At 69.5% G+C, this 18277-nt stretch carries 23 protein-coding genes; 12 read left to right on the top strand and 11 right to left on the bottom strand.

Annotation, left to right across the window (positions count from 1 at the left end):
* The first annotated feature begins 4 nt into the window (after positions 1 to 4).
* The 4 genes from D0T21_RS28075 (at position 5) to D0T21_RS28060 (ending at position 3303) form a co-directional block, all read left to right on the top strand.
* On the top strand, positions 5 to 913 hold the full coding sequence (locus D0T21_RS28075) for a diguanylate cyclase domain-containing protein (protein WP_116993277.1): 909 nt from the start codon (positions 5 to 7) through the stop codon (positions 911 to 913).
* Between the two features lie 181 nt (positions 914 to 1094).
* Positions 1095 to 1796: a response regulator transcription factor gene (locus D0T21_RS28070; RefSeq protein ID WP_158568065.1), complete on the top strand. Its 702-nt coding sequence runs from the start codon at positions 1095 to 1097 to the stop codon at positions 1794 to 1796.
* 106 nt (positions 1797 to 1902) lie between these two features.
* A complete protein-coding gene (locus tag D0T21_RS28065; RefSeq protein WP_116993275.1) occupies positions 1903 to 2337 on the top strand; it encodes a lytic transglycosylase domain-containing protein in 435 nt (144 codons plus the stop codon).
* A 189-nt stretch (positions 2338 to 2526) separates the two neighbouring features.
* Positions 2527 to 3303, top strand: coding sequence for a response regulator transcription factor (locus D0T21_RS28060; RefSeq protein WP_116993274.1), 777 nt, complete (start codon positions 2527 to 2529; stop codon positions 3301 to 3303).
* A gap of 16 nt (positions 3304 to 3319) precedes the next feature.
* On the opposite strand, the gene D0T21_RS28055 is transcribed toward D0T21_RS28060, so the two are convergent.
* From D0T21_RS28055 to sctU, 11 genes are all read right to left on the bottom strand, one after another.
* Complete coding sequence (locus D0T21_RS28055) at positions 3320 to 3775, bottom strand: molecular chaperone Tir (protein ID WP_116993273.1); 456 nt, start codon at positions 3773 to 3775, stop codon at positions 3320 to 3322.
* A 204-nt stretch (positions 3776 to 3979) separates the two neighbouring features.
* The gene (locus D0T21_RS31885) at positions 3980 to 4192 is read right to left on the bottom strand and encodes a hypothetical protein (RefSeq protein WP_147328191.1); all 213 of its coding nucleotides are present in this window, start codon (positions 4190 to 4192) and stop codon (positions 3980 to 3982) included.
* Positions 4193 to 4310: 118 nt separating this feature from the next.
* The gene (locus D0T21_RS28050) at positions 4311 to 4568 is read right to left on the bottom strand and encodes a hypothetical protein (RefSeq protein ID WP_116993272.1); all 258 of its coding nucleotides are present in this window, start codon (positions 4566 to 4568) and stop codon (positions 4311 to 4313) included.
* Positions 4569 to 4602: 34 nt separating this feature from the next.
* Positions 4603 to 5544 carry a hypothetical protein gene (locus D0T21_RS28045; RefSeq protein ID WP_116993271.1) on the bottom strand — a complete coding sequence of 314 codons (942 nt, stop codon included), beginning with the start codon at positions 5542 to 5544 and terminating at the stop codon, positions 4603 to 4605.
* A 130-nt stretch (positions 5545 to 5674) separates the two neighbouring features.
* Complete coding sequence (locus D0T21_RS28040) at positions 5675 to 6538, bottom strand: hypothetical protein (RefSeq protein WP_116993270.1); 864 nt, start codon at positions 6536 to 6538, stop codon at positions 5675 to 5677.
* On the bottom strand, positions 6535 to 6795 hold the full coding sequence (gene sctS / locus D0T21_RS28035) for a type III secretion system export apparatus subunit SctS (protein WP_116993269.1): 261 nt from the start codon (positions 6793 to 6795) through the stop codon (positions 6535 to 6537). The genes D0T21_RS28040 and sctS overlap by 4 nt, the downstream gene beginning before the upstream one ends.
* A gap of 3 nt (positions 6796 to 6798) precedes the next feature.
* Entirely contained in the window at positions 6799 to 7443 is a 645-nt protein-coding gene (gene sctR, locus D0T21_RS28030) for a type III secretion system export apparatus subunit SctR (protein ID WP_116993268.1), read from the bottom strand.
* Positions 7427 to 8473, bottom strand: coding sequence for a type III secretion system cytoplasmic ring protein SctQ (gene sctQ, locus D0T21_RS28025; RefSeq protein WP_158568064.1), 1047 nt, complete (start codon positions 8471 to 8473; stop codon positions 7427 to 7429). The genes sctR and sctQ overlap by 17 nt, the downstream gene beginning before the upstream one ends.
* Positions 8474 to 8501: 28 nt before the next feature.
* Positions 8502 to 9083 (bottom strand): type III secretion system protein SctP, encoded by a 582-nt coding sequence (gene sctP / locus D0T21_RS28020; RefSeq protein WP_116993266.1) that lies wholly within the window; start codon positions 9081 to 9083, stop codon positions 8502 to 8504.
* Between the two features lie 13 nt (positions 9084 to 9096).
* Complete coding sequence (gene sctV / locus D0T21_RS28015; protein ID WP_116993265.1) at positions 9097 to 11151, bottom strand: type III secretion system export apparatus subunit SctV; 2055 nt, start codon at positions 11149 to 11151, stop codon at positions 9097 to 9099.
* Positions 11148 to 12245 (bottom strand): type III secretion system export apparatus subunit SctU, encoded by a 1098-nt coding sequence (sctU, locus tag D0T21_RS28010; protein ID WP_116993264.1) that lies wholly within the window; start codon positions 12243 to 12245, stop codon positions 11148 to 11150. Before sctU ends, sctV begins: the two co-directional genes overlap by 4 nt.
* Before the next feature lie 235 nt (positions 12246 to 12480).
* Here sctU and D0T21_RS28005 point away from each other — a divergent pair, with 235 nt between their 5' ends.
* The 8 genes from D0T21_RS28005 to sctT are packed head-to-tail and all read left to right on the top strand — an operon-like array spanning position 12481 to position 18162.
* Positions 12481 to 12939, top strand: coding sequence for an HrpB1 family type III secretion system apparatus protein (locus D0T21_RS28005; RefSeq protein WP_158568063.1), 459 nt, complete (start codon positions 12481 to 12483; stop codon positions 12937 to 12939).
* Between the two features lie 10 nt (positions 12940 to 12949).
* A complete protein-coding gene (locus D0T21_RS28000; protein WP_116993262.1) occupies positions 12950 to 13354 on the top strand; it encodes a hypothetical protein in 405 nt (134 codons plus the stop codon).
* An 8-nt stretch (positions 13355 to 13362) separates the two neighbouring features.
* Entirely contained in the window at positions 13363 to 14169 is an 807-nt protein-coding gene (gene sctJ / locus D0T21_RS27995) for a type III secretion system inner membrane ring lipoprotein SctJ (RefSeq protein ID WP_116993292.1), read from the top strand.
* Positions 14166 to 14795 carry a type III secretion protein HrpB4 gene (locus tag D0T21_RS27990; RefSeq protein WP_116993261.1) on the top strand — a complete coding sequence of 210 codons (630 nt, stop codon included), beginning with the start codon at positions 14166 to 14168 and terminating at the stop codon, positions 14793 to 14795. The genes sctJ and D0T21_RS27990 overlap by 4 nt, the downstream gene beginning before the upstream one ends.
* Complete coding sequence (gene sctL / locus D0T21_RS27985) at positions 14780 to 15508, top strand: type III secretion system stator protein SctL (RefSeq protein WP_116993260.1); 729 nt, start codon at positions 14780 to 14782, stop codon at positions 15506 to 15508. Before D0T21_RS27990 ends, sctL begins: the two co-directional genes overlap by 16 nt.
* A gap of 1 nt (position 15509) precedes the next feature.
* Positions 15510 to 16829, top strand: coding sequence for a type III secretion system ATPase SctN (gene sctN / locus D0T21_RS27980; RefSeq protein WP_116993259.1), 1320 nt, complete (start codon positions 15510 to 15512; stop codon positions 16827 to 16829).
* Positions 16817 to 17338, top strand: a complete 522-nt coding sequence (locus D0T21_RS27975; protein WP_158568062.1) for a hypothetical protein — start codon at positions 16817 to 16819, stop codon at positions 17336 to 17338. Before sctN ends, D0T21_RS27975 begins: the two co-directional genes overlap by 13 nt.
* A complete protein-coding gene (gene sctT / locus D0T21_RS27970; RefSeq protein ID WP_116993257.1) occupies positions 17338 to 18162 on the top strand; it encodes a type III secretion system export apparatus subunit SctT in 825 nt (274 codons plus the stop codon). The genes D0T21_RS27975 and sctT overlap by 1 nt, the downstream gene beginning before the upstream one ends.
* Positions 18163 to 18277: the final 115 nt, after the last annotated feature.

Genomic DNA, 18277 nt, shown 5'->3' with positions numbered 1-18277 from the left:
CCGCATGGACCATTTCGCCACGTTCGCGCGTGCCGGCTACGCGTTGGCCGAGATCGACCTGTTCCAGCCGGATCGCGGCGACCACCCCAGGGTCGCGCAAGTGCTGGCCGATTGTCCGGTGATCCGGCTGGCCGCGGGCGAAGCGCTGCCGGCGGCGCGCAACGGCGCGCCGTTGCTGGCACTGGTGCTGGCCGGCCGCGTGCGGGCCGACGCGCCGGAATCCGTGGCGCTGGCCGGCGCCTGCGTCGGCGCGCTGGAGATGCTGCTGGGCGTGCCGGCGCCGCAGCCGTCACGCGCCGAGGTCGAGACTTTCCTGCTGCTGATTAACACCGAACGTTTCTGGCGCCTGCTCGATTGCTCCGCCGTGTTCGCCAAAAACCTGCTCTCGCTCAAGACCTTCCGCACCCATACCGCGCTGATGCAAGCGGAGCGGCGCCGGGCGCTGGACAGCGCCGCAATGGCGCCGGGCCAGCTCGACCCGGTGTCGGGCCTGCACCAGCGCGACTGGTGGCAGGAACGCCTGGCCGAGGCGGTCGATCATGCCCGCGCGGCGGCGCAGCCGCTGTCGCTGCTGATGCTGCAGGCCGAAGCGCCCATCCTGTCCGGGATCGCGGCATTGTTGAAGGCGGCGCTGCGCCCCGACGATTGCGCGGCGCGCTACGATGCCGGCACCGTCGCCGTGCTGCTGCCCGGCGCCGACGCCGAGGCCGCCTCTATCGTCATGCGCCGCCTGTCCGACCGTCTGCGTTGCATGCCGCGCCAGGTCGATCCGGGCGCGCCGACGCCTGATGCCACGGTCTCGATCGGCCACGCCAGCCTGTCCGACGAGCACGGTCCAGAGGAACTAACTTACACCGCCTTGGGTGCGCTGGCGCGTGCCCAAGGCGGCGCCGGCGCCTGGCTGGCGGTCTAGGTCAGCATCCCCGCGCATCGTGTAGGACGATGAATAGCCGGGCTTTCCATTTACCTTACAACACTATCAAGATTTCCTGATGGGCATATGTAGTTGCTCCTGTCAAGATGAACCTGTACTCAAACTACAGGTTGTCTGTGCAGTCCGGCCGTCGGCGGGGCTGCGCTCAAGGAGAGCTGCTGTGAATTTCGCGATATTGACCCAAAGCAAACAGGATGGTGCGAAGATCGCGCAATGCTTTGCGGCCGACGGCGTCGCCTGTCAGTACTTTGACTGTTCCCAGGCCTTGCTGGTCGCCCTGAGGGCACTGTCCTACGCGTTGTTGCTGATCGACACCGCATCATTCGAGACGATGGGGGGCGAACTGCTGGGATGGTGCGCCAGCTATCCAGGGCGGGCTCCCAAGCTCATTGTCTATGGCCGGTTCGCCGACCGCGACAGCATGTTCCGGGCCTTCGCGGCCGGCGCCAGCGACGTGCTGGTGGGCGGGCTGGACCAGAACGAGATGTATCTGCGGGTACGGCGCGCGTTGCGCGTCCTGCCTGAACGCGGCGCCGAGCCGGAACGCCTGGCGCTCGGCCCCTACCAGCTGGACCGCACGCAGCGCGCGTTACGCCGGGACGGGCAGGGGATCGAATTGAGCGAACGCGAATTCACGATGGCGTGGCTGTTCTTCTCCACCCCTGGCACCTTCTTCAGCAAGCGCAAGCTGGCGACGCTGCTGGCGCCGGCTGAGCAGGAGTGCAGCGCGCGCACGGTCGAGCAGCATGTCTATCAGTTACGGCGCAAGCTGGGGATAGGTCGCGACGGTGTGGTCCGGCTGCGCACCATTTATTCGCTCGGCTACAAGCTGGAAGTGTCGGCGCCGGCCGCCGGCCTGTAGGCCCGGCCGTTTCGTTTGTCGCGTCATCCGTGCGGGTGCGGGGGACCGGCGCGCAGCGGCGCGACGCTATGCTGTACGCCTCTATTTTTGCCGAGTGGTTCGATCCATGATACGTCCGCTGACCATTTCCCTCGCCGCGTCCTTGTCCCTGGCTATGCCTTCGGCGATGGCCGACTGCTTCGACGCCGCCGCTGTTTACCAGCATGTCCATCCCGACTTGTTGCGCGCCATCGCCTGGCAGGAGTCGCGCGGCCGCGCCACGGCGCTGCACCGCAACGTCAACGGCACCATCGACTACGGCATGATGCAGATTAATTCGATCCATCTGAAGGATTTGTCAGGCTACGGCATCGCCACCGACAGCCTGATGGATCCTTGCGTCAGCGTGTACGTCGCGGCCTGGCATTTGCGCAGCAAGATGCTGAAATACGGCAACACCTGGGATGCCGTCGGCTCCTACCACTCCGAAACGCCCGCCGAGCGCGATCGATACAAGCGCAGCATCATGCGGATCGTCCAACAACGCAGCTACGCGCGTTAGCGCGGCGCCCGTGGTGCGCCGATCACGACCGAGCCGCAGCCCCGGCAAGCCATCAGCGAGAAATTTCTCCCGATGTATGAACAAGAAAACTTTAACACGAAGCCACATAAAAACTTGCTTTATTAGGAAGCCCTCGCGCGCCACAATGAGCGGGCACACCGCAGCGGCCGCTGATATAAAGGGATTCCAATGAGATTTGCTGTACTGACGCAGACGCAGGCGCATTTCGCCGCGATCGAGGCATGTTTTCAAGCCGACGGCGTGGTCTGCAGCTGTTTTGCCGACACCCGCGCGCTGCTGCGCGCCGCGCGCAACGACAGCTACGACCTGGTCCTGATCGACGCCAAGGTCTTCGAGCGCGAGGGCGACTGCCTGCTGTCCTGGCGCGCCTGCCATGCCGACCATTTAATGCCGGTCATTGTGTTCGGGCAGTTCCATGACCGCGAGCGCATGCTGCGCGCCTTCGACGCTGGCGTCAGCGACGTGCTGGTGGGTGCGGTCGAGCAGAATGAGATGTATGTGCGCACCCGGCGGGTGCTGGACGCGCTGCGCGCGGAGCGGCCGGCCCCGGCGTCGCTGATGGTGGGCCCTTACACGCTGTGCCAGCGGCAAGGACTGGTGACGCTGGACGGGCAACCGATCTATCTGACCGCGCGCGAGTTCGCCATGGCCTGGCTGTTTTTTTCCACTCCCGGCACCTATTTCAGCAAGCGGCAGCTGGCCGCCCGTGTGTGGGGCGACACGGTGGAGTTCACCGAGCGCACCATCGAGCAGCACATCTACAAGCTGCGCAAGAAGATGGGCATCGGCAAGAACGGCCCCGTGCGGCTGCACACCATGTACACGCTGGGTTACCGGCTTGACGTCGACAACGCGCGCGCGGAGCCCTGCCCGTTCGCGCCATCGCCGGCGTCGCTGCAATACGCCTTGCCGTCACGGCTGGCGCAAACCTGCGATAACTTCTGACCCGTTCGCTGCGCCGTCAGGCGCGTATCCACAAATAGGAACCGTCGGCGATATTGTCGTACATCTGGTCGTTGGTCTGGAAGATGTTGTCGCGCCAGTAGCGTCCGTGCTGGGCGTAATGGGCCAGCAGGTCGACCAACCAGGCGCCGTCGACGTCGGCGCCGAAGGGCACCCGCACGATCATTACGACGCTGCCGGTATCCTCCTCCATGCCGAGCTGCGCCTGATCCTGCGCGTAGATCACCAGGTTCGCTTCCAACAGCAGACGGTATACCTTGAGGCTGCGGCCGCTGGTCACGATGCCGTAGCAAAAGTTCAGATAAGCCGCTTCAGGATCCTGCTCCAGGTGATCGAGCATGACGTCGAAACCTTCCACTTCCAGCATGCCGGTCTGCAGCACCTGCTCGGGATCGGGGATGGCCATCTGCCGGCACAGGTCGTGGATCAGGTCGGAGAAGCGCTGGTAGCTCATGCGATGGCGTAGGTGGACGCGATGGACGGTAAGGGGAGGCGGAACGGGCGCGGCCCCCATTCCGTCGTCCCGGCGGCGCGCTGACGCTGCGCCCTGGCGGCCAGGCCGCGTTCCCGATGCTGCGGGATGGTAAACATGCGCCGGCCCGGCCGGACCGGCACATGGAGAGGACCGCGCCAGCGGTCCCGAAGGCGTGACGCCGGCTTACTGCGACAGTGCTTTGGCGCCCTTGCCAAGTTCCTCGATGATCGAGTTCAGGGCCTGGTTCAGGGCGATCTCGTTCTGGATTTGGGCCAGCGCGTTCTGGGTCATGACGGTGCTGGCGGCGGAGGCTTGAGCGGAGGCGATGAAGGCCGCCGATTCTGCTGCTGAGGCTGCGGTGCCTGCTACGTTTGCTACGGTTCCGGCTACTGGCATGGTGATACTCCTTAGGGTGGTGATGAGAATAAAAATGCCCAAGCGGGCGGGGCCCTACGCTGCCGTGGCAAGCGCAAAGGTTAGGGTGGGGCGGCCCTGCGGCCGTCCCCGTGTCGGGTCAGGCTTGCTGCGCGGCCACGGCTTTGGCCGCCACGGCGCGGCAGATCTCGGCCGCCGCCGCAAAGCCGGCGTGCAGTGTCTGCTTGTCGTGACGCTGCGTCGGATCGGCCTCAGCCATCCAACCGCTCAGCGCGGCGGCGGTGCTGTCGAGCGCCACGGCCACGGCCGCGCCGCGCGGGTCGCCGGGGGCGGCCGCCAGGCGCGCCTGGAAATCGTCCAGGTAGTCCAGGATGTCCGGGGTGAGGGCTGAAAACATCGTATGCTCCTTTAACTGCAGGTCGAAGGCGGCGTTACTCGCGCACGCCGGGAAAATGTTTGCTGCCGTCCTGCGCCTGCACGTACTGCAAGGCGTCGGTCGCCAGCGCCGAATCGTTGTTGCCCGCGGCCCAATCACGCCGCAGCGGCGTGATGCGGCCGCGAATCTGCTTGACGTCGGGGCCGAAGTCGGCCGCCAGCTGCGTCACCGTCTGGTTCAGTTCGGCGGCGCGCGCACTGCTGCCATCGACCACGAAGCGGCCTTGGCCCTCGTAGCCGACCCGCAGGCCGTGGTCGCGCAGCGTGTCCTGGATGTTGGCGATCACGTCGCTGACGGTGGCGATATCGGCCAGCGATTGTGTCGGCGCCAGCGATTGCAGCATCTGCCGCACGGCGGCGGCCTGCGCGCTGTTGCCCACCAGGCCGCGCACCACGATCAAATCGCCCTGCACCAGCGCTTCCAGATCCGGCTGGCGCAGTTGCAACAGTTGCTGCCGCACCTGGCGCAACAGCTGGTCGTGCCGCGGCAGGTCGTCGGCGCGCGACGGCTGGCTGTAGATGGCGACGCCGCCGGTGGCCAGGCCGAGCACGGCGCCGAGCGCCATCAGCCAATGCGCGGCGGGCCGGCCGCGCGCCGGGACCGGGACGGCGGCCACGGTCGTCGCGACCGGTTCCAGCTGCTCCAGCAGCGCGGCATCGTCCGGCCACGGCGCATCGGCGTCACCCAGACACAGCACAATGTCGCCGAAGCGCACCGCCCGCATGTCGGCCAGCGGCCGCTCGGCCGCGTCGGCGTCGTCGGCCTGCGTCCGGGTGCCGCCGTCCTGGCCGATCAGCAGCAGCAGCGGCGCCTGGCGCCAGTCGCTGAGCTGGATGTCGGCCGTCGGGTCGGCGCCGATCTGCCAGCGGCCGGGCGACAACCGCAGGGCGGCGCCGCGGTGCACGCCGGTCAGTACGCGGATTTCCTTGGTCATCATCAGTTCTCTGTCGCTCCGTATGTGTGCCGATCGCCGCTGGCGATCCGCCGTATCCATGCTGCTTACTGTATCGATTGCAGCCGCCGGCGTCGGCGCAAATGCGAACTTCTCACGTCATTTGCGAACGCGTTCAGACGCCGGCGCGGCGCAGCACGCTGTCCAGCTTGGCCACCGCCATCCGCCGCTGTTCCGGCGTGCGCGGGCGCGACGCGTTCAGCAGCAGCAGCGGCAGGAACAGGTGCAGGCGGCGTTGCGCCGGCGTGGCGGCGCCGGCCGCCGCTTGCGGTATCAGCTGCAACAGGCGGGCGCGCACCGCCGCCAGCGTGGCCGGGCCGTCGGGCGCGGCGTCGGCCCGCGCCAGGTGCGCGCGCATCAGGCGCAGCACCGCATAGCTCAGCGCCCCGGACGCCGCCGCCGGCGTCGTGTGCAGGGTGCGGATTTGCAGCATGGCCGTTTCCAGCAGCGCGTAGCGGGCCGGCCCGGCGGCGGCCGCGGCATAGTCGCGCAGCAAGTGGCGCAGCGGCCCGGCCAGCGCATCGTCGCCGGCCTCCTGGCGCGGCGCCGTCCAACGTGTGGACGGGTCCGCCTCCCGGCCGCCGTGGCGCCCCCCCAGGCCGCTCTGGGCCGATGCCACCGCACGGATCTGCGGCCTCGCGCCGGAACCGTTATGCTGCTCCTGCAGCATCAGCAGTTCCTCCAGCTCGCTGGCACTGGTGGCGTTCTCGGGCTGATCGGCGGCGCGGCGCTGGCGGCTGCGCAGCCGGGCCTGCATGGCGCGCGCCTTGTGCAGCGGCGACGGAGGCAAAGTGGGCAGGTTGGCGTCGAACTCGTCCTGGTGCGGCAGGCTGGTAGCATGGCCGTGGCCGCGCCGGTGGCCGGCGCGCTGGGCGGCCGAACCGGCGTTGAGCTGGGGCAGGTTCTGCGCTTCGGCGGCGTCGCGCGCCTGCAGCTCCTGCATCAGGGTGGTGTCCGGCGAGTGGATGCGCAGGGTCATAGGAAGATGGTCTGCATGATGTTGCGGGCGAACTGCAGGATGGCCGAGGCGCCCCAGGGGGCGGCCAGCATGATCACCACCGTCACGACGATCAGCTTGATGCCGTGCGAGATGCTGGAATCCTGCAGCGAGGTCACCGCCTGCAGGAAGGAGACGAGCAGGCCGATCAGCGCCGCCGCCAGCACCGCCGGCAGCGACACCAGCAGGCACAGGGTCATGGCGGCGCTGGTCAGGCGGCCGATAGTGTCATAGTCCATGGTTCACCGATACGTCAGGACCAGGCCGTGCACCAGCGTCGACCAGCCATCCATGGTCACGAACAGCAGCAGCTTGAAGGGGATGGCCACGTTGCTGGGCGAGACCTGCGACAGGCCCAGCGCCATCAACACGTTGGCCACGACCAGGTCGATCACCACGAACACCAGGTACAGCAGGAAGCCGATCTTGAACGCGGCGGTCAGCTCGGTGAGCGTGAACGCCGGCGCCAGCACCACCAGGTCGTCGGGCTTGAGCTGGGCGGCCTTGTCGGCCGGCCAGATCTGCTGGGCCGAGCGCAGGAAGAAGGCTTTTTCGCGCGGGTCGGTGTGTTTTTCCAGGAACTGGCGGAACGGTCCGCGCGCGGCGTCGAACAGCTGGATCATCTGGTTAGATCCGGGCTCGGGCGTCATCTGCGCGTGGCGGCTCGCCTCCATGCCGATCGGCGCCATGACGTAACAGGAAATGATGATGGCGATGCCGTTCAAGACCGTGTTGGGCGGCACTTGTTGGACGCCGATGGCGTTGCGCAGCAGGCCCAGCACCACCACGATCTTGGTGTAGGAGGTGATCACCATGGCGGCGAACGGCAGCAGCGCCAGCGCGAAAACCGCCAGCAGCAGCGAGGCGAAATCAGGCGTCTGGTTCATGCACGTCCGCCATGCGGCTGATCTGCAAGCCCAGTTGCTCGCCGACCATCAGCAGCTGGCCGTAGCCCAGCGTCTGGCCGTAGGCCACCAGGCGGATCTGGGTCTGGTCCAGCGGCAGCGGCAACTCCAGCACCTGGCCCGGCTGCAGCGCGGCCAGCTGCTCGACCGCCAGCACCATGGTGGCGATCTCCAGCGTGACGGGCAACTCCAGCGCGGCCACGCCGACGGCGGGCGCCTCGGCTTCGGCGTATGGGTCGGGAGGGAGGGTATGGTCGTCCAGTTGCATGGCGGGCAGGCTTTCCAGGGTCAGGGTGCGGTGGTCCAGGCGCGCCGTCGCGGCGTACTGCAGGGCGCGCGGCGCCCCCCAGTACAGCTGCGGACGCGCCGGCGTGGCGAGCCCGGCGCCGGCCGGACTCCAATTGAGCAGTACGTCGCCCGGGCGCAGCGAGCGCAGCAGGGCCGGCGTGCAGCGCCGCGCGCCGATGCGGGCGCGGCCCGGCAGCAGCAGCGCGGCCAGCGCGGCTGGCAACGGTTGCGGCCAGTGCGCGCCGGCGTCGCGCGCATAGTGTTCCAGCAGCGTCAGCGCGCGGCGGTCGGCGGCGGTGAAGCGCAGCGTGGCGCCGCCGCCGCCGGCGCGCACGGCCAGCCCCAGGCCGGGCAAGGCTTCGCCGTCGGCCAGCAGGTCGAGCGCGGCCACCTCCAGCGCCGGCAGCCCGGCCGCGGCCAACCGTTCGAACAGCGGCGCTAGCAGCGTCCCGGCCAGCGCCGCGCGCACCGCGGCGTCGGCCGGCAAGGCCGCGCTTTCCAGCGCCGGCCTCGGCTCGACGTCGATGACGGTTTCCAGTTCGCCGCCGCCGCAGCGCAGCCGCAGGCGGGCCGGACGGATCGCCGGCGTCGCCGGCGCCGGCGCGATGGCCAGCCCCAGCGCCGCCAGCGGCGCGTTCAGGCGCGCGTCGAACAGGCCGCGCGCCAGCCGCGCCAGCGCCGGCGCCAAGGCCGGCAGGCGGTCTTGCAGGCGGCCCGTGGGCATGACGGCTTCCATATCGCTTCCTTCCAACTTACCAGCAGGTGACGGTGACATCGAGCTGACCTTGCAGCTGCGCGCGCAGGCGCCGGCATAACTCGGCGCTGTGGTCACAGATTAAGCGTTGTGCGCGCGGGTCGGGCGTCTCGAACCGAAGCGATAAGCGAAAGGCCGAAAGTTGCAGGTACAAGCGGGTCTCGGCCAGGATGGCCGGGTTGATGTCGATCTGCAGTTCCCAGCCGCCGCCGGCGCTGACGGCCGGGGCGTTGCAGAAGCGCGCCACCAGCGCCGCCAGATGCGCGGTCATCAGTTCACCGTGCTGGCCGTCCAGGCAGGCGCGCGCGATGCGTTCGCCCAGCGGCATCGAGGTGGTGACCGCCGCGGCGGCCGCCACGCCGGCGGCGTCGGCGGCAATCGAGGCGACGGCCTCCCCGTCCCCCGTCTCCGGCGCGGCGTCGCCGTCGGCGCGCGCGGGCGCCGGCGGCGCCGGTTCGCATTCGTGATAGCGCGCCGCAAAGCGCGCCGCCAGGGCGTGGGTGCGCGCCAGCCGCTGCGGCGGCTGGGTGTTGCGTTGCGCCAGGCGCACCGCTTGCGGTTTGATCGGTGAGGTCGACATGTGGCGTGGCCTCCTACATCACCAGTTTGCCCAGGGGCAGGAGCTGAACATCGCCGCCCAGCTCCTGGAACGAATACACCGGCAGCCAGGCCAGCCGCTGCTCGATCATGCGGCGGAAGTAGCGCCGGATGTCCATCGAAGTGACCACCGCCAGCATGGCCGGCGGCGGCGAGCCGGCGATCTGCTCAAGCCGGACGATGATGGCGTCGACCTGGTCCGGCGGCAGGGTCAGGTAATTGCCGGCCGGCGTGGCCTTGATCGATTGCCGTATCAGCTGCTCGACCGCGACGTCCAGCATCACCGCCTGCAGGCGGCCGGTGCCGGCGGTGGCGGTGTGGGCGATATAGCGGCCCAGGTCGCCCCGCACATATTCGGTCAGCATCAACATGTCCTTTTCCTTGGGGCCCCAGGCCACCAGGCTTTCCATGATGGCGCGCATATTGCGGATCGGGATCTGCTCTTCGAGCAGGCGCCGCAGCACGTCGGCGATGCGTTGCGCCGGCAGCGCCTTCTTGACCTCCTCCACCAGGCCGGGATACTCGCCGGCCAGGCGCTCCAGGATCCACTGGGTCTCCTGCACCCCGACGAACAGCTTGGACTGCTCGCGCAGCAGTTGCAGCGCGTGGCCGGCGATCAGCACCTCGCTGGCGCGCAGCGGCGCCGCGGGGTTGGCCTGGCGCAGCGCCGTGTCGGCCCACCAGCTGTGCGCCATGCCGGCCACGTCCCGCAATTCCTGCGCCTGCGCCTTGAGCGCGTCGTCGGGCTGCTCCAGCATCGCCAGCTGCGCCGGCAGCGCCACCCGCGCCACCGGCACGTCGTGCATCAGCACCTCGTAGCTCAGGGCGTCCAGCGCAACGCTCTTCCACATGCTCAGGCCGGGGAAGGGCAGGCCCAGTTCCTCGCTCAGGCGCTGGCGTCCGGCGGTGATGGCGGTGTTGAACTGCCCGGTGTTCAGCAAGGCGGCCAGCCCGGGCGACAGGCGCATCGCCAGCGGCGAGGCGAACGGTGGGGCGGCGTCGGCGATGCCGGTGGCGGCGTCCTTCGCGCCCTCGCGTTGCAACGCCGGCAGCGGCGCGCCGCCACCGCCGGCGCCGCCGTTCTTTTCCTGGCGCCACAGGTAAAAGCCGGCGGCGCACACCAGCCCGGCCAGCACCAGGAACAGCGCCGACGGAAAGCCGGGGACGAAGGCGAAGCCGGTCAGCAGCGCGCAGGCGCTGAACAGGGCGCGCGCGTTGCCGCAGAGCTGCTTGGCGATTTCCGCGCCCAGCGAGGTCGGGCCGGCGTCCTCGTTGCCGGCCACGCGGGTGATCATGATGCCGGCCGCCACCGAGATCAGCAACGAGGGAATCTGCGACACCATGGCGTCGCCGATCGACAGCACGGCGAAGCGGTTGGCCGCCTCGGCCGCGGTCATGCCGTGGTAGGTGATGCCGATGACGATGCCGGCCAGGATGTTGACCAGCGTGATGACCAGGCCGGCGATGGCGTCGCCCTTGACGAACTTCATGGCGCCGTCCATGCCGCCGTGCAGCTGGCTCTCGGTGGCCAGCAGCGCGCGCCGGTGGCGCGCCACGTCCGGGTTGAGGTTGCCGGCGCGGACGTCGGCGTCTATGCTCATCTGTTTGCCCGGCATGGCGTCCAGCGTGAAGCGGGCGCCGACCTCGGCCACCCGCTCCGAGCCCTTGGCGATGACGATGAACTGCACCGTGGCGATGATCAGGAACACCACCAGGCCCACCACCAGGTTGCCGCCCACCACCAGCTCGCCGAAGCTCTCGATGATGCTGCCGGCGTCGGCATGCAGCAGGATGGACTTGGTGGAGGCGATATTGAGCGACAGCCGGAACAGCGTGGTGAACAGCAGCAGCGAGGGGAAGGAGGAAAACGACACCGCGCTGGGAATGTACATGGTGATCATCAGCAGCACCACGCTGATGGTGATGTTGATGGCCAGCAGCGTGTCGATCAGGAAGGTCGGCAGCGGCAGTATCATCAGCGCGATCACCGCCACCACCAGCGCGGCAATGGCGACCTCGCCGCCGAGGTCGAGTTTTTTCAGCAGGGTCATAGCGGTTCGGCCAGGTAAGAGTGGGCGGGGCCGGCATGCGCCTCGCCGGGACGGGCGCCGATCTCGGCCACCCACTTGAGGATCACGGCCACGGTCTCGAACAGCGGCTCGGGGATGGGATGGTGCAGCGCGACCGTGTACAAGGCGCGCGCCAGCGGCGGATTGCCGATGATGGGGATGCCCTGCTGCTGCGCGGCGCGGCGCAGCGCCAGGGCGTCGGCGTCGACGCCCTTGGCGATCACCCGCGGCAGGCCCATCTCCTCCGGCGCGTAGCGCAGCGCCACCGCGTAGTGGGTCGGGTTGACGATCACCGCCTGCGCGCCCTTCAGCGCGCTGGCCGGCGCCCCCTGCGCCATCTCCTTGGCCACCGCCTTGCGCTGGCCCTTGAGGCGGGGGTCGCCTTCGGAATCCTTGTGCTCGCGCTTGATGTCGTCCTTGCTCATGCGGTGGTCGCGGATGAACAGCCAGCGCTGGATGCCGAAGTCGACCGCGCCCATCAGCAGCGCCAGCACGCCGCCGATCGCGATGAACTGGTACAGCACCTGCCAGCTGATCTGCACGATGTCGGCCACCGGCAGGTAGGCGGTGCCGACGATCAGCGGCGCCAGCAGCATCAGTGTCTGGCGCATGACGGCGAAGATCACCACCGCCTTGACCACCATCTTCAGCAGGTCGATCAGCGAGCGCACCGAAAAGATGCGCTGCATGCCGGCGGCCGGATCGACGGCGCTGAACTTCAGCTCGACCGGCTTGAATGAAATGTTGATGCCGGTCTGGGCCCAGATGCCGGCCACCGCGGCCACCATCGTCGCCAGCAGGAAGGGCAGCAGCAGGCGCGCGCCCTGCAGCGCGATGGCCAGCATCGGGGTGTACAGGTCGTAGCCGGGCCGGCCGGCCGCCGTCACCTCGTCCAGGGCGGCGTGCAGCAGGGCGCGCAGGCCGTCGCCCAGGGTGGTGCCGCCCAGCGCCATCAGGGCCACCACCGACAGCAGCACCGCCGCGCTGCCGAGATCGGTGCTCTTGGTGCTCTCGCCGTCGCGGCGCGCATCCTGCAGTTTCTTTTCTGTGGGCCGTTCGGTTTTTTCGTCTGACATGGGACACCGGCAAAGGGAAGGGAACAAGCGCTCGCCCGTCATTGTGCCGTTCCGCGCCGCGCGCGCGGCGCCGCCAGCGAAGCGCCCGCGCCGCGAACGAACCGCGGCGGGCGGTTCGTTCGCGGCCCCATGGCTTCGTCACCGGCGGCGCCGGCGCCGGCGCCGGCGCGTATCGTATGCAGTGACCAGCGGCGCCGCCGGCCCGCTCCCGCAACCCAACCAGTGGCAGGACCCCATGGACTACACCTCGTGCGACAAAAAAATCGTTTCCTCCCTCATCGAAGTGCTGCTGGCCGGCGTGAAGAACGACTGCCTGGCCGAGTCGGACGCGCTGCTGGCGGCGCTGCGCGTGCTGCGGCCGCGCTTCCGCGAACTGGACACCTTTGACGCCTGGCTGCTGATGAAGCGCAAGAAATACCTGCAGGCCACCCACATCCTGCGCAACCTGGACGGCGCCACGCCCGGCATCGCGGCGATGCCGATCAGCACCGCGCTGCTGGCGGTGTGCCTGTTCGCCGCCAACGACCCGGCCTGGTCCATCAGCGCCAACGAGGTGCTGGTGCGCAACGAGGACCCGGAAGCGATCGCCCTGGTCAACATGCTGTTCGGCAAACATCCCGAGCCGCAGGACGAGCCGGAGCCGGCCCCGCCTGCACCGGCCGAGCCCGGCTATAGCCACTACCTGCGGGCCTGAGGGGAACGCCATGATCGCTGCCATCCCTCCGCTGCCGCCGCTGCCGCCCGGCGCGGCCACCGCCGGCGTCGAATCGGGCGCCGCCGCGCCGCCCGCCGCGCCGCCGGCATCGTCCTTGGTAGACCGTTTCGCCGCCTTGATGGAACAACAGCCGGCCACCAGCGCGGTGCGCGCGCCGGCGCACGGCCCGTCCGCGCTCAACCATCTGGTGTCCTCGCAGGACCAGGCGATCGCCAGCACGCTGGAAAACGCCAAGTCCTTTTCCATCGGCGACACCAGCAACCTGCCGCAGCTGGCCGAACGCATCATCCATGTGCAGACCGAGATGGCGATGCTGACGTTCAAGCTGAACGTCGCCAACGGCCTGGCGCAATCGGGCAAGAGTTCGGTGCAAACCCTGATGAAAAACCAGTGAGCGCGACCATGAGCCTGTTTCCGCGCCTGAGCGCAGCCCTGTGCCTGTGTCTGTGCCTGGCGGCCTGCGACAAGCAACTGTTCGCCCAGCTGAGCGAAGCCGACGCCAACGACATCCTGACCGTGTTGCTGGAAACCGAGGTCGACGCCAGCAAGCTCACCCCGGACGGCGGCAAGAGCTGGCAGATCAATGTGGCGGAAGAAGACTTCGCCCGCGCCATGAACACGCTGCACGCGCACGGCCTGCCGCGCGCGCGCTACAGCAACCTGGGCGAAATGTTCAAGAAGGATGGCCTGATCTCCACCCCGACCGAGGAGCGGGTGCGTTTCATCTACGGCGTGTCGCAACAGCTGGCGCACACGCTGGCCACCATCGACGGCGTGGCGGTCGCCAATGTCGAGATCGCGCTGCCCAACAACGACCCGCTGTCGAGCGTGGTCAAGCCGGCCAGCGCCTCGGTGTTCATCAAGTACCGGCCCAACACCGACGTCGCCTCGCTGGTACCCAGCATCAAGAACCTGGTGGTACACAGCGTCGAAGGGCTGAACTACGACAACGTCAGCGTGACCATGGTGCCGGGCGTGATGGCGCGCCCGTTGCCACTGCCGCCGCGGCGCGCCGCCAGCTACGCGCCGTGGCAGCTGTCGGCGGCGCTCGCCGCGCTGGCCATGCTGCTGGCGGCGATACTGTGGCGGCGCCGCCAGGCTGACGCCGGCGCCGCCGCCAACGTCACCGCGCTCGGCCCCGCGCCCTGGTGGCGCCGCGCCGCCGACGCGCTGCGCGCCCGCCTGCGCGCGCGGAGCGGCGGCCGATGAACGACACCGCCATGACGCCGGTGGCGGCGCTGCTGCGCGCCTATGAGCAACGGCTGCTGCAACTGGACCGCCAGCTCGATCCCAGCTGGCTGCCGCGGCTGTTCGACGCCGACGCCGCGCTGGCCTGGCACTTGCCGGCTTCCCAGCCCGGCCGGCTGGGCCGGCTGCGCGCGGCGCTGCGGCTGGCGCCGCTGGCGCCGGCGGCGTTGGCGCGGCCGGCAAACCGGCTGGCGCTGCTGGAGCCGGCGCTGCTGTGGCGCGTGCTGGCCGCGCGCGCGCTGTACGCGCGGCGCGCGGCGCTGCGGCGCTGCATCGACCGCGCCGTGCTGGAACCGCTGCGCGCCCTGTTGGGCGCGGACGCGCTGCAGTTGCTGCAACACGGCGAGGCCGGCCCGGGGCCGGCCGTGCTGCCGGTCGCCGACGCCGCCGGCTGGGCCTGGAGCGGTCACGCGATGTTGCTGCGCGAGCAAGCCTGGACCGATCCCACGCTGCGCCAGCTGATCGCGCTGGTGCTGCCGGCCGAGGCGCCGGCCGGCGCGCCGGCCGCCGCCGACGGCGACGACGGCGCCGATTTTGTCGCGCTGTTGCCGGCGTTGTTCCCGGAGGCCGCATGGTTATTTGGCTGAGAGGCGAGGGCGGGGTCGGCATCCAGGCCGGCGCCGATGTGGTGCGGCGCGAGGACCTCGCGCGCCTGTCCGATATCGAGCACGGCTTTGTGGATCTGCAGGAGGTGGGCGCGCGCTGGCTGGCCGAGGCCCACGGCGAGGCGGCCGCGGTGCGCGCCGCGGCCGAGGAGGAGGCGCGGCAGGTGCTGGAGGCCGCGCAGCTGCAGTTCGAGCGCAGCGCGCGCCTGGGCTACGCCAGCGGCCGGCGCCAGGCCGCCGACGCGCTGCATGCCGAGATGCTGGCGCGGGTCGGCGACGACCGCCGCGCGCTGTTGTGCATGCGCGAGCGTCTGGCCGGCATCGTGCTGCGCGCGGTCGAGCGCATCACGATGGACGAGGACCGTGCCGGCCTGTTCCGGCGCGCCGCCGCCCAGCTGGGGCGGGCGCTGGAGGAGGCCAGCTTCCTGACCGTCAGCGTGCACCCGCAGGACGGCCCGGCCGCGCGCGCCGCCTTCGCCGAGGCGGCCCGGCAGATGGACTGGCCAGTGGTCGCCGAAGTGCTTGACGACGCCGCGGCCAGCCCCGGCGACTGCCGCTGCGAATGGGACTACGGCGTCTTCGACGCCAGCCTGTCGATCCAGCTGCGGGCGGTGCAGGCCGCGGTGCGTCTGGCCCTGGCCGGCGGCCAGCACGAGGCCGGGGCGGACGATGCGCTCGAACACGGTGCGGCCTGACATGGACGCGCTGCATACCTTCGCCGACCAGCTCGAAACCGAGCTGGACCTGATTGCGGCGCCGCACCGGACCGGCAAGGTGGTCGAAGTCACCGGCACCCTGCTGCGGGTGGGCGGCATCGACGTCAAGCTGGGCGAGCTGTGCGATCTGCGCGACGCCGACGGCACGCTGTTGCAACAGGCCGAGGTGGTCGGCTTCGGCCGCCAGCTGGCGCTGCTGGCGCCGTTCGGCAGCATGGTCGGGCTCTCGCGCGCCACCCGCGTGAACGGCCACGGCCGGCCGCTGTCGGTGGGCGTCGGCGCCGGCTTGCTGGGGCGCGTGCTCGACGGCCTCGGCCAGCCGATCGACGGCGCCGGGCCGCTCGACTACGAGCGGCAGGTGCCGGTCTACGCGCTGGCGCCCGATCCGATGCGGCGGCGCCTGATCGAAGCGCCGCTGTACACCGGCATCCGCGTAATCGACGGCATGATGACGCTGGGCGAGGGCCAGCGCATGGGCATCTTCGCGCCAGCCGGGGTCGGCAAGAGCACCTTGCTGGGCATGCTGGCGCGCGGCACCGAGTGCGACGTCAACGTCATCGTGCTGATCGGCGAACGGGGGCGCGAGGTGCGCGAGTTCATCGAGCTGGTGCTCGGTCCCCAAGGCATGGAAAAGACCGTGGTGGTGTGCGCCACCTCGGACCGCTCTTCGGTCGAGCGCGCCAAGGCGGCGCACGTCGGCACCGCGATCGCCGAGTACTTCCGCGATTGCGGCCTGCGCGTGCTGTTGATGATGGACTCGCTAACCCGCTTCGCCCGCGCCCAGCGCGAGATCGGCCTGGCTGCCGGCGAACCGCCGACCCGGCGCGGCTTTCCGCCGTCCATCTTCGCCGAATTGCCGCGGCTGCTGGAGCGGGCCGGCATGAGCGACACCGGTTCGATCACCGGCCTGTACACAGTGCTGGCCGAAGACGACAGCGGCAGCGACCCGATCAGCGAGGAGGTGCGCGGCATCCTGGACGGCCACCTGATCCTGTCGCGCGAGATCGCGGCCCGCAACCAGTATCCGGCGATCGATGTGCTGGGCAGCCTGAGCCGGGTGATGACGCAGATCGTCGCGCCCGAGCAGCTGGCCTGCGCCGGCCGGGTGCGGCGCCTGATGGCCAAGTACAAGGAAGTCGAAACCTTGCTGCAGCTGGGCGAATACCAGGCCGGCAGCGACCCGCTGGCCGACGACGCCATCGCCGCACACGCCGAGATCCTGGACTTCCTGGGCCAGCACACCGACGAATGGATCGCGCCCCAGGACACGCTGGACGCGCTGGCGCAATGGCTGCCATGAGCGCGGCGCTGGCTTCCTGGCGGGCGGTGCTGGGCATCAAGCGGCGCGCGCTGGCGCGCCTGGAGCGCGCGCTGGCGGCGCAGCGCGCCGCATTGGCCGAGTGCCGCAGCGAACTGACCGGGCAGGAACGGGCGCTGGCCGACAGCCAGGCCGGCTGCGCGCGGCAGGACCGGCGCCTGGCGGCGCTGCTTGACGCGGACGGCGGCTTCGCGGTGCACGGCTACCTGGCCCACGAGGCCGAACGCGCGCGTCTGCAGCTGGAACTGCGGCAGGCCGACGCCGCGCTGCAAGCGGGCCGCCAGCGCCTGGCCGCGCAGCACGACGAGGTCGGCGCCACCCAGCGCGAGATCGGCCGGGTCGAGGCGCAGCGCGATCTCAGCCTGGAGCAGATCGCCAAGCTGGAGCGGGAGCGGCTGGCGGCCGAGGAACTGGCGCAGGACGAGGAATCGGCCGAGGCCAGCATGGCACGCCATTTCCGCGCCGCGCGCGAAGCGCGGGAGGCGGCCTGATGCAGGATGCCTCGCTGATCGAGCAGATGTTCGGGCTGCACGCCAACTGGCACGAACTGCTGTATATGATGTGCCTGTCGAGCGTGCGGCTGCTGGTGATCTTCACCGTGCTGCCGGCCACCTCGGACCAGGTGTTGCCGGGTGGCGCCCGCAACGGCGTGGTGTACCTGATCTGCTTTTTCATCGCGGCCGGCCAACCGGCGGAAGCCATCGCGCTGGTGGACGGCACGACGGCGCTGGTCCTGGTCGTCAAGGAGATGTTCATCGGCATGGTGATCGGCTACGCCGCCTCGACCATCTTCTGGGTGGCGCAAAGCGTCGGCGTGGTGATCGACAATATGGCCGGCTTCAACAATATCCAGACCAGCAACCCGCTGCGCGGGGAGCAGAGCACGCCGATCTCGAACGTGCTGATCCAGCTCGCCATCGTGCTGTTCTATGCCTCGGGCGGCATGCTGGTGTTGCTGGACGTGGTGTTTGCCTCCTTCCGCTGGTGGCCGCTGAGCACGGCGCTGCCGACGCTGAGCGGCAGTGCCGAGACTTTCCTGATCCACCGCCTCGATTCGGTCATGACGGTGGCCGTCAAGCTGGTCTCGCCGGTGATCCTGGTGCTGGTGCTGATCGATCTCGGCTTCGGCCTGATGGCGCGCGCGGCCGACAAGCTTGAGCCGATGGCCCTGAGCCAGCCCATCCGCGGCGCCATCGCGCTGCTGATGCTGGTCTTGCTGACCGGCTCTTTCGTCGACGAGTTCAAGACGGAATTCTCGTTCCGCGATTTCCGCGGCTTCTTCCAGCACGGCGTGCTCGGCCCCCCGGCGCCATAGCGGCCCAAACAAAAAATTTGTGCAGTGCGTGAATTTGTTGAGAAATTTCTTTTGTCAACTCGCTAAGCTAGGCAGTGTGGATGACGGTATCGGCGACATCAGCCTCGCGCCACGC

It is taken from the genome of Duganella sp. BJB476, from assembly GCF_003416895.1.
Lineage (GTDB): Bacteria > Pseudomonadota > Gammaproteobacteria > Burkholderiales > Burkholderiaceae_D > Rugamonas.
This window is presented reverse-complemented; position numbering and strand designations above follow the sequence as displayed.

Bases quoted from the DNA above. Each gene is read 5' to 3' on its own strand.
- D0T21_RS28075 (WP_116993277.1), top strand. From the start codon at position 5: ATGGACCATTTCGCCACGTTCGCGCGTGCCGGCTACGCGTTGGCCGAG.
- D0T21_RS28065 (WP_116993275.1), top strand. From the start codon at position 1,903: ATGATACGTCCGCTGACCATTTCCCTCGCCGCGTCCTTGTCCCTGGCT.
- D0T21_RS28060 (WP_116993274.1), top strand. From the start codon at position 2,527: ATGAGATTTGCTGTACTGACGCAGACGCAGGCGCATTTCGCCGCGATC.
- D0T21_RS28055 (WP_116993273.1), bottom strand. From the start codon at position 3,775: ATGAGCTACCAGCGCTTCTCCGACCTGATCCACGACCTGTGCCGGCAG.
- D0T21_RS31885 (WP_147328191.1), bottom strand. From the start codon at position 4,192: ATGCCAGTAGCCGGAACCGTAGCAAACGTAGCAGGCACCGCAGCCTCA.
- D0T21_RS28050 (WP_116993272.1), bottom strand. From the start codon at position 4,568: ATGTTTTCAGCCCTCACCCCGGACATCCTGGACTACCTGGACGATTTC.
- D0T21_RS28045 (WP_116993271.1), bottom strand. From the start codon at position 5,544: ATGATGACCAAGGAAATCCGCGTACTGACCGGCGTGCACCGCGGCGCC.
- D0T21_RS28040 (WP_116993270.1), bottom strand. From the start codon at position 6,538: ATGACCCTGCGCATCCACTCGCCGGACACCACCCTGATGCAGGAGCTG.
- sctS (WP_116993269.1), bottom strand. From the start codon at position 6,795: ATGGACTATGACACTATCGGCCGCCTGACCAGCGCCGCCATGACCCTG.
- sctR (WP_116993268.1), bottom strand. From the start codon at position 7,443: ATGAACCAGACGCCTGATTTCGCCTCGCTGCTGCTGGCGGTTTTCGCG.
- sctQ (WP_158568064.1), bottom strand. From the start codon at position 8,473: ATGCCCACGGGCCGCCTGCAAGACCGCCTGCCGGCCTTGGCGCCGGCG.
- sctP (WP_116993266.1), bottom strand. From the start codon at position 9,083: ATGTCGACCTCACCGATCAAACCGCAAGCGGTGCGCCTGGCGCAACGC.
- sctV (WP_116993265.1), bottom strand. From the start codon at position 11,151: ATGACCCTGCTGAAAAAACTCGACCTCGGCGGCGAGGTCGCCATTGCC.
- sctU (WP_116993264.1), bottom strand. From the start codon at position 12,245: ATGTCAGACGAAAAAACCGAACGGCCCACAGAAAAGAAACTGCAGGAT.
- D0T21_RS28005 (WP_158568063.1), top strand. From the start codon at position 12,481: ATGGACTACACCTCGTGCGACAAAAAAATCGTTTCCTCCCTCATCGAA.
- D0T21_RS28000 (WP_116993262.1), top strand. From the start codon at position 12,950: ATGATCGCTGCCATCCCTCCGCTGCCGCCGCTGCCGCCCGGCGCGGCC.
- sctJ (WP_116993292.1), top strand. From the start codon at position 13,363: ATGAGCCTGTTTCCGCGCCTGAGCGCAGCCCTGTGCCTGTGTCTGTGC.
- D0T21_RS27990 (WP_116993261.1), top strand. From the start codon at position 14,166: ATGAACGACACCGCCATGACGCCGGTGGCGGCGCTGCTGCGCGCCTAT.
- sctL (WP_116993260.1), top strand. From the start codon at position 14,780: ATGGTTATTTGGCTGAGAGGCGAGGGCGGGGTCGGCATCCAGGCCGGC.
- sctN (WP_116993259.1), top strand. From the start codon at position 15,510: ATGGACGCGCTGCATACCTTCGCCGACCAGCTCGAAACCGAGCTGGAC.
- D0T21_RS27975 (WP_158568062.1), top strand. From the start codon at position 16,817: ATGGCTGCCATGAGCGCGGCGCTGGCTTCCTGGCGGGCGGTGCTGGGC.
- sctT (WP_116993257.1), top strand. From the start codon at position 17,338: ATGCAGGATGCCTCGCTGATCGAGCAGATGTTCGGGCTGCACGCCAAC.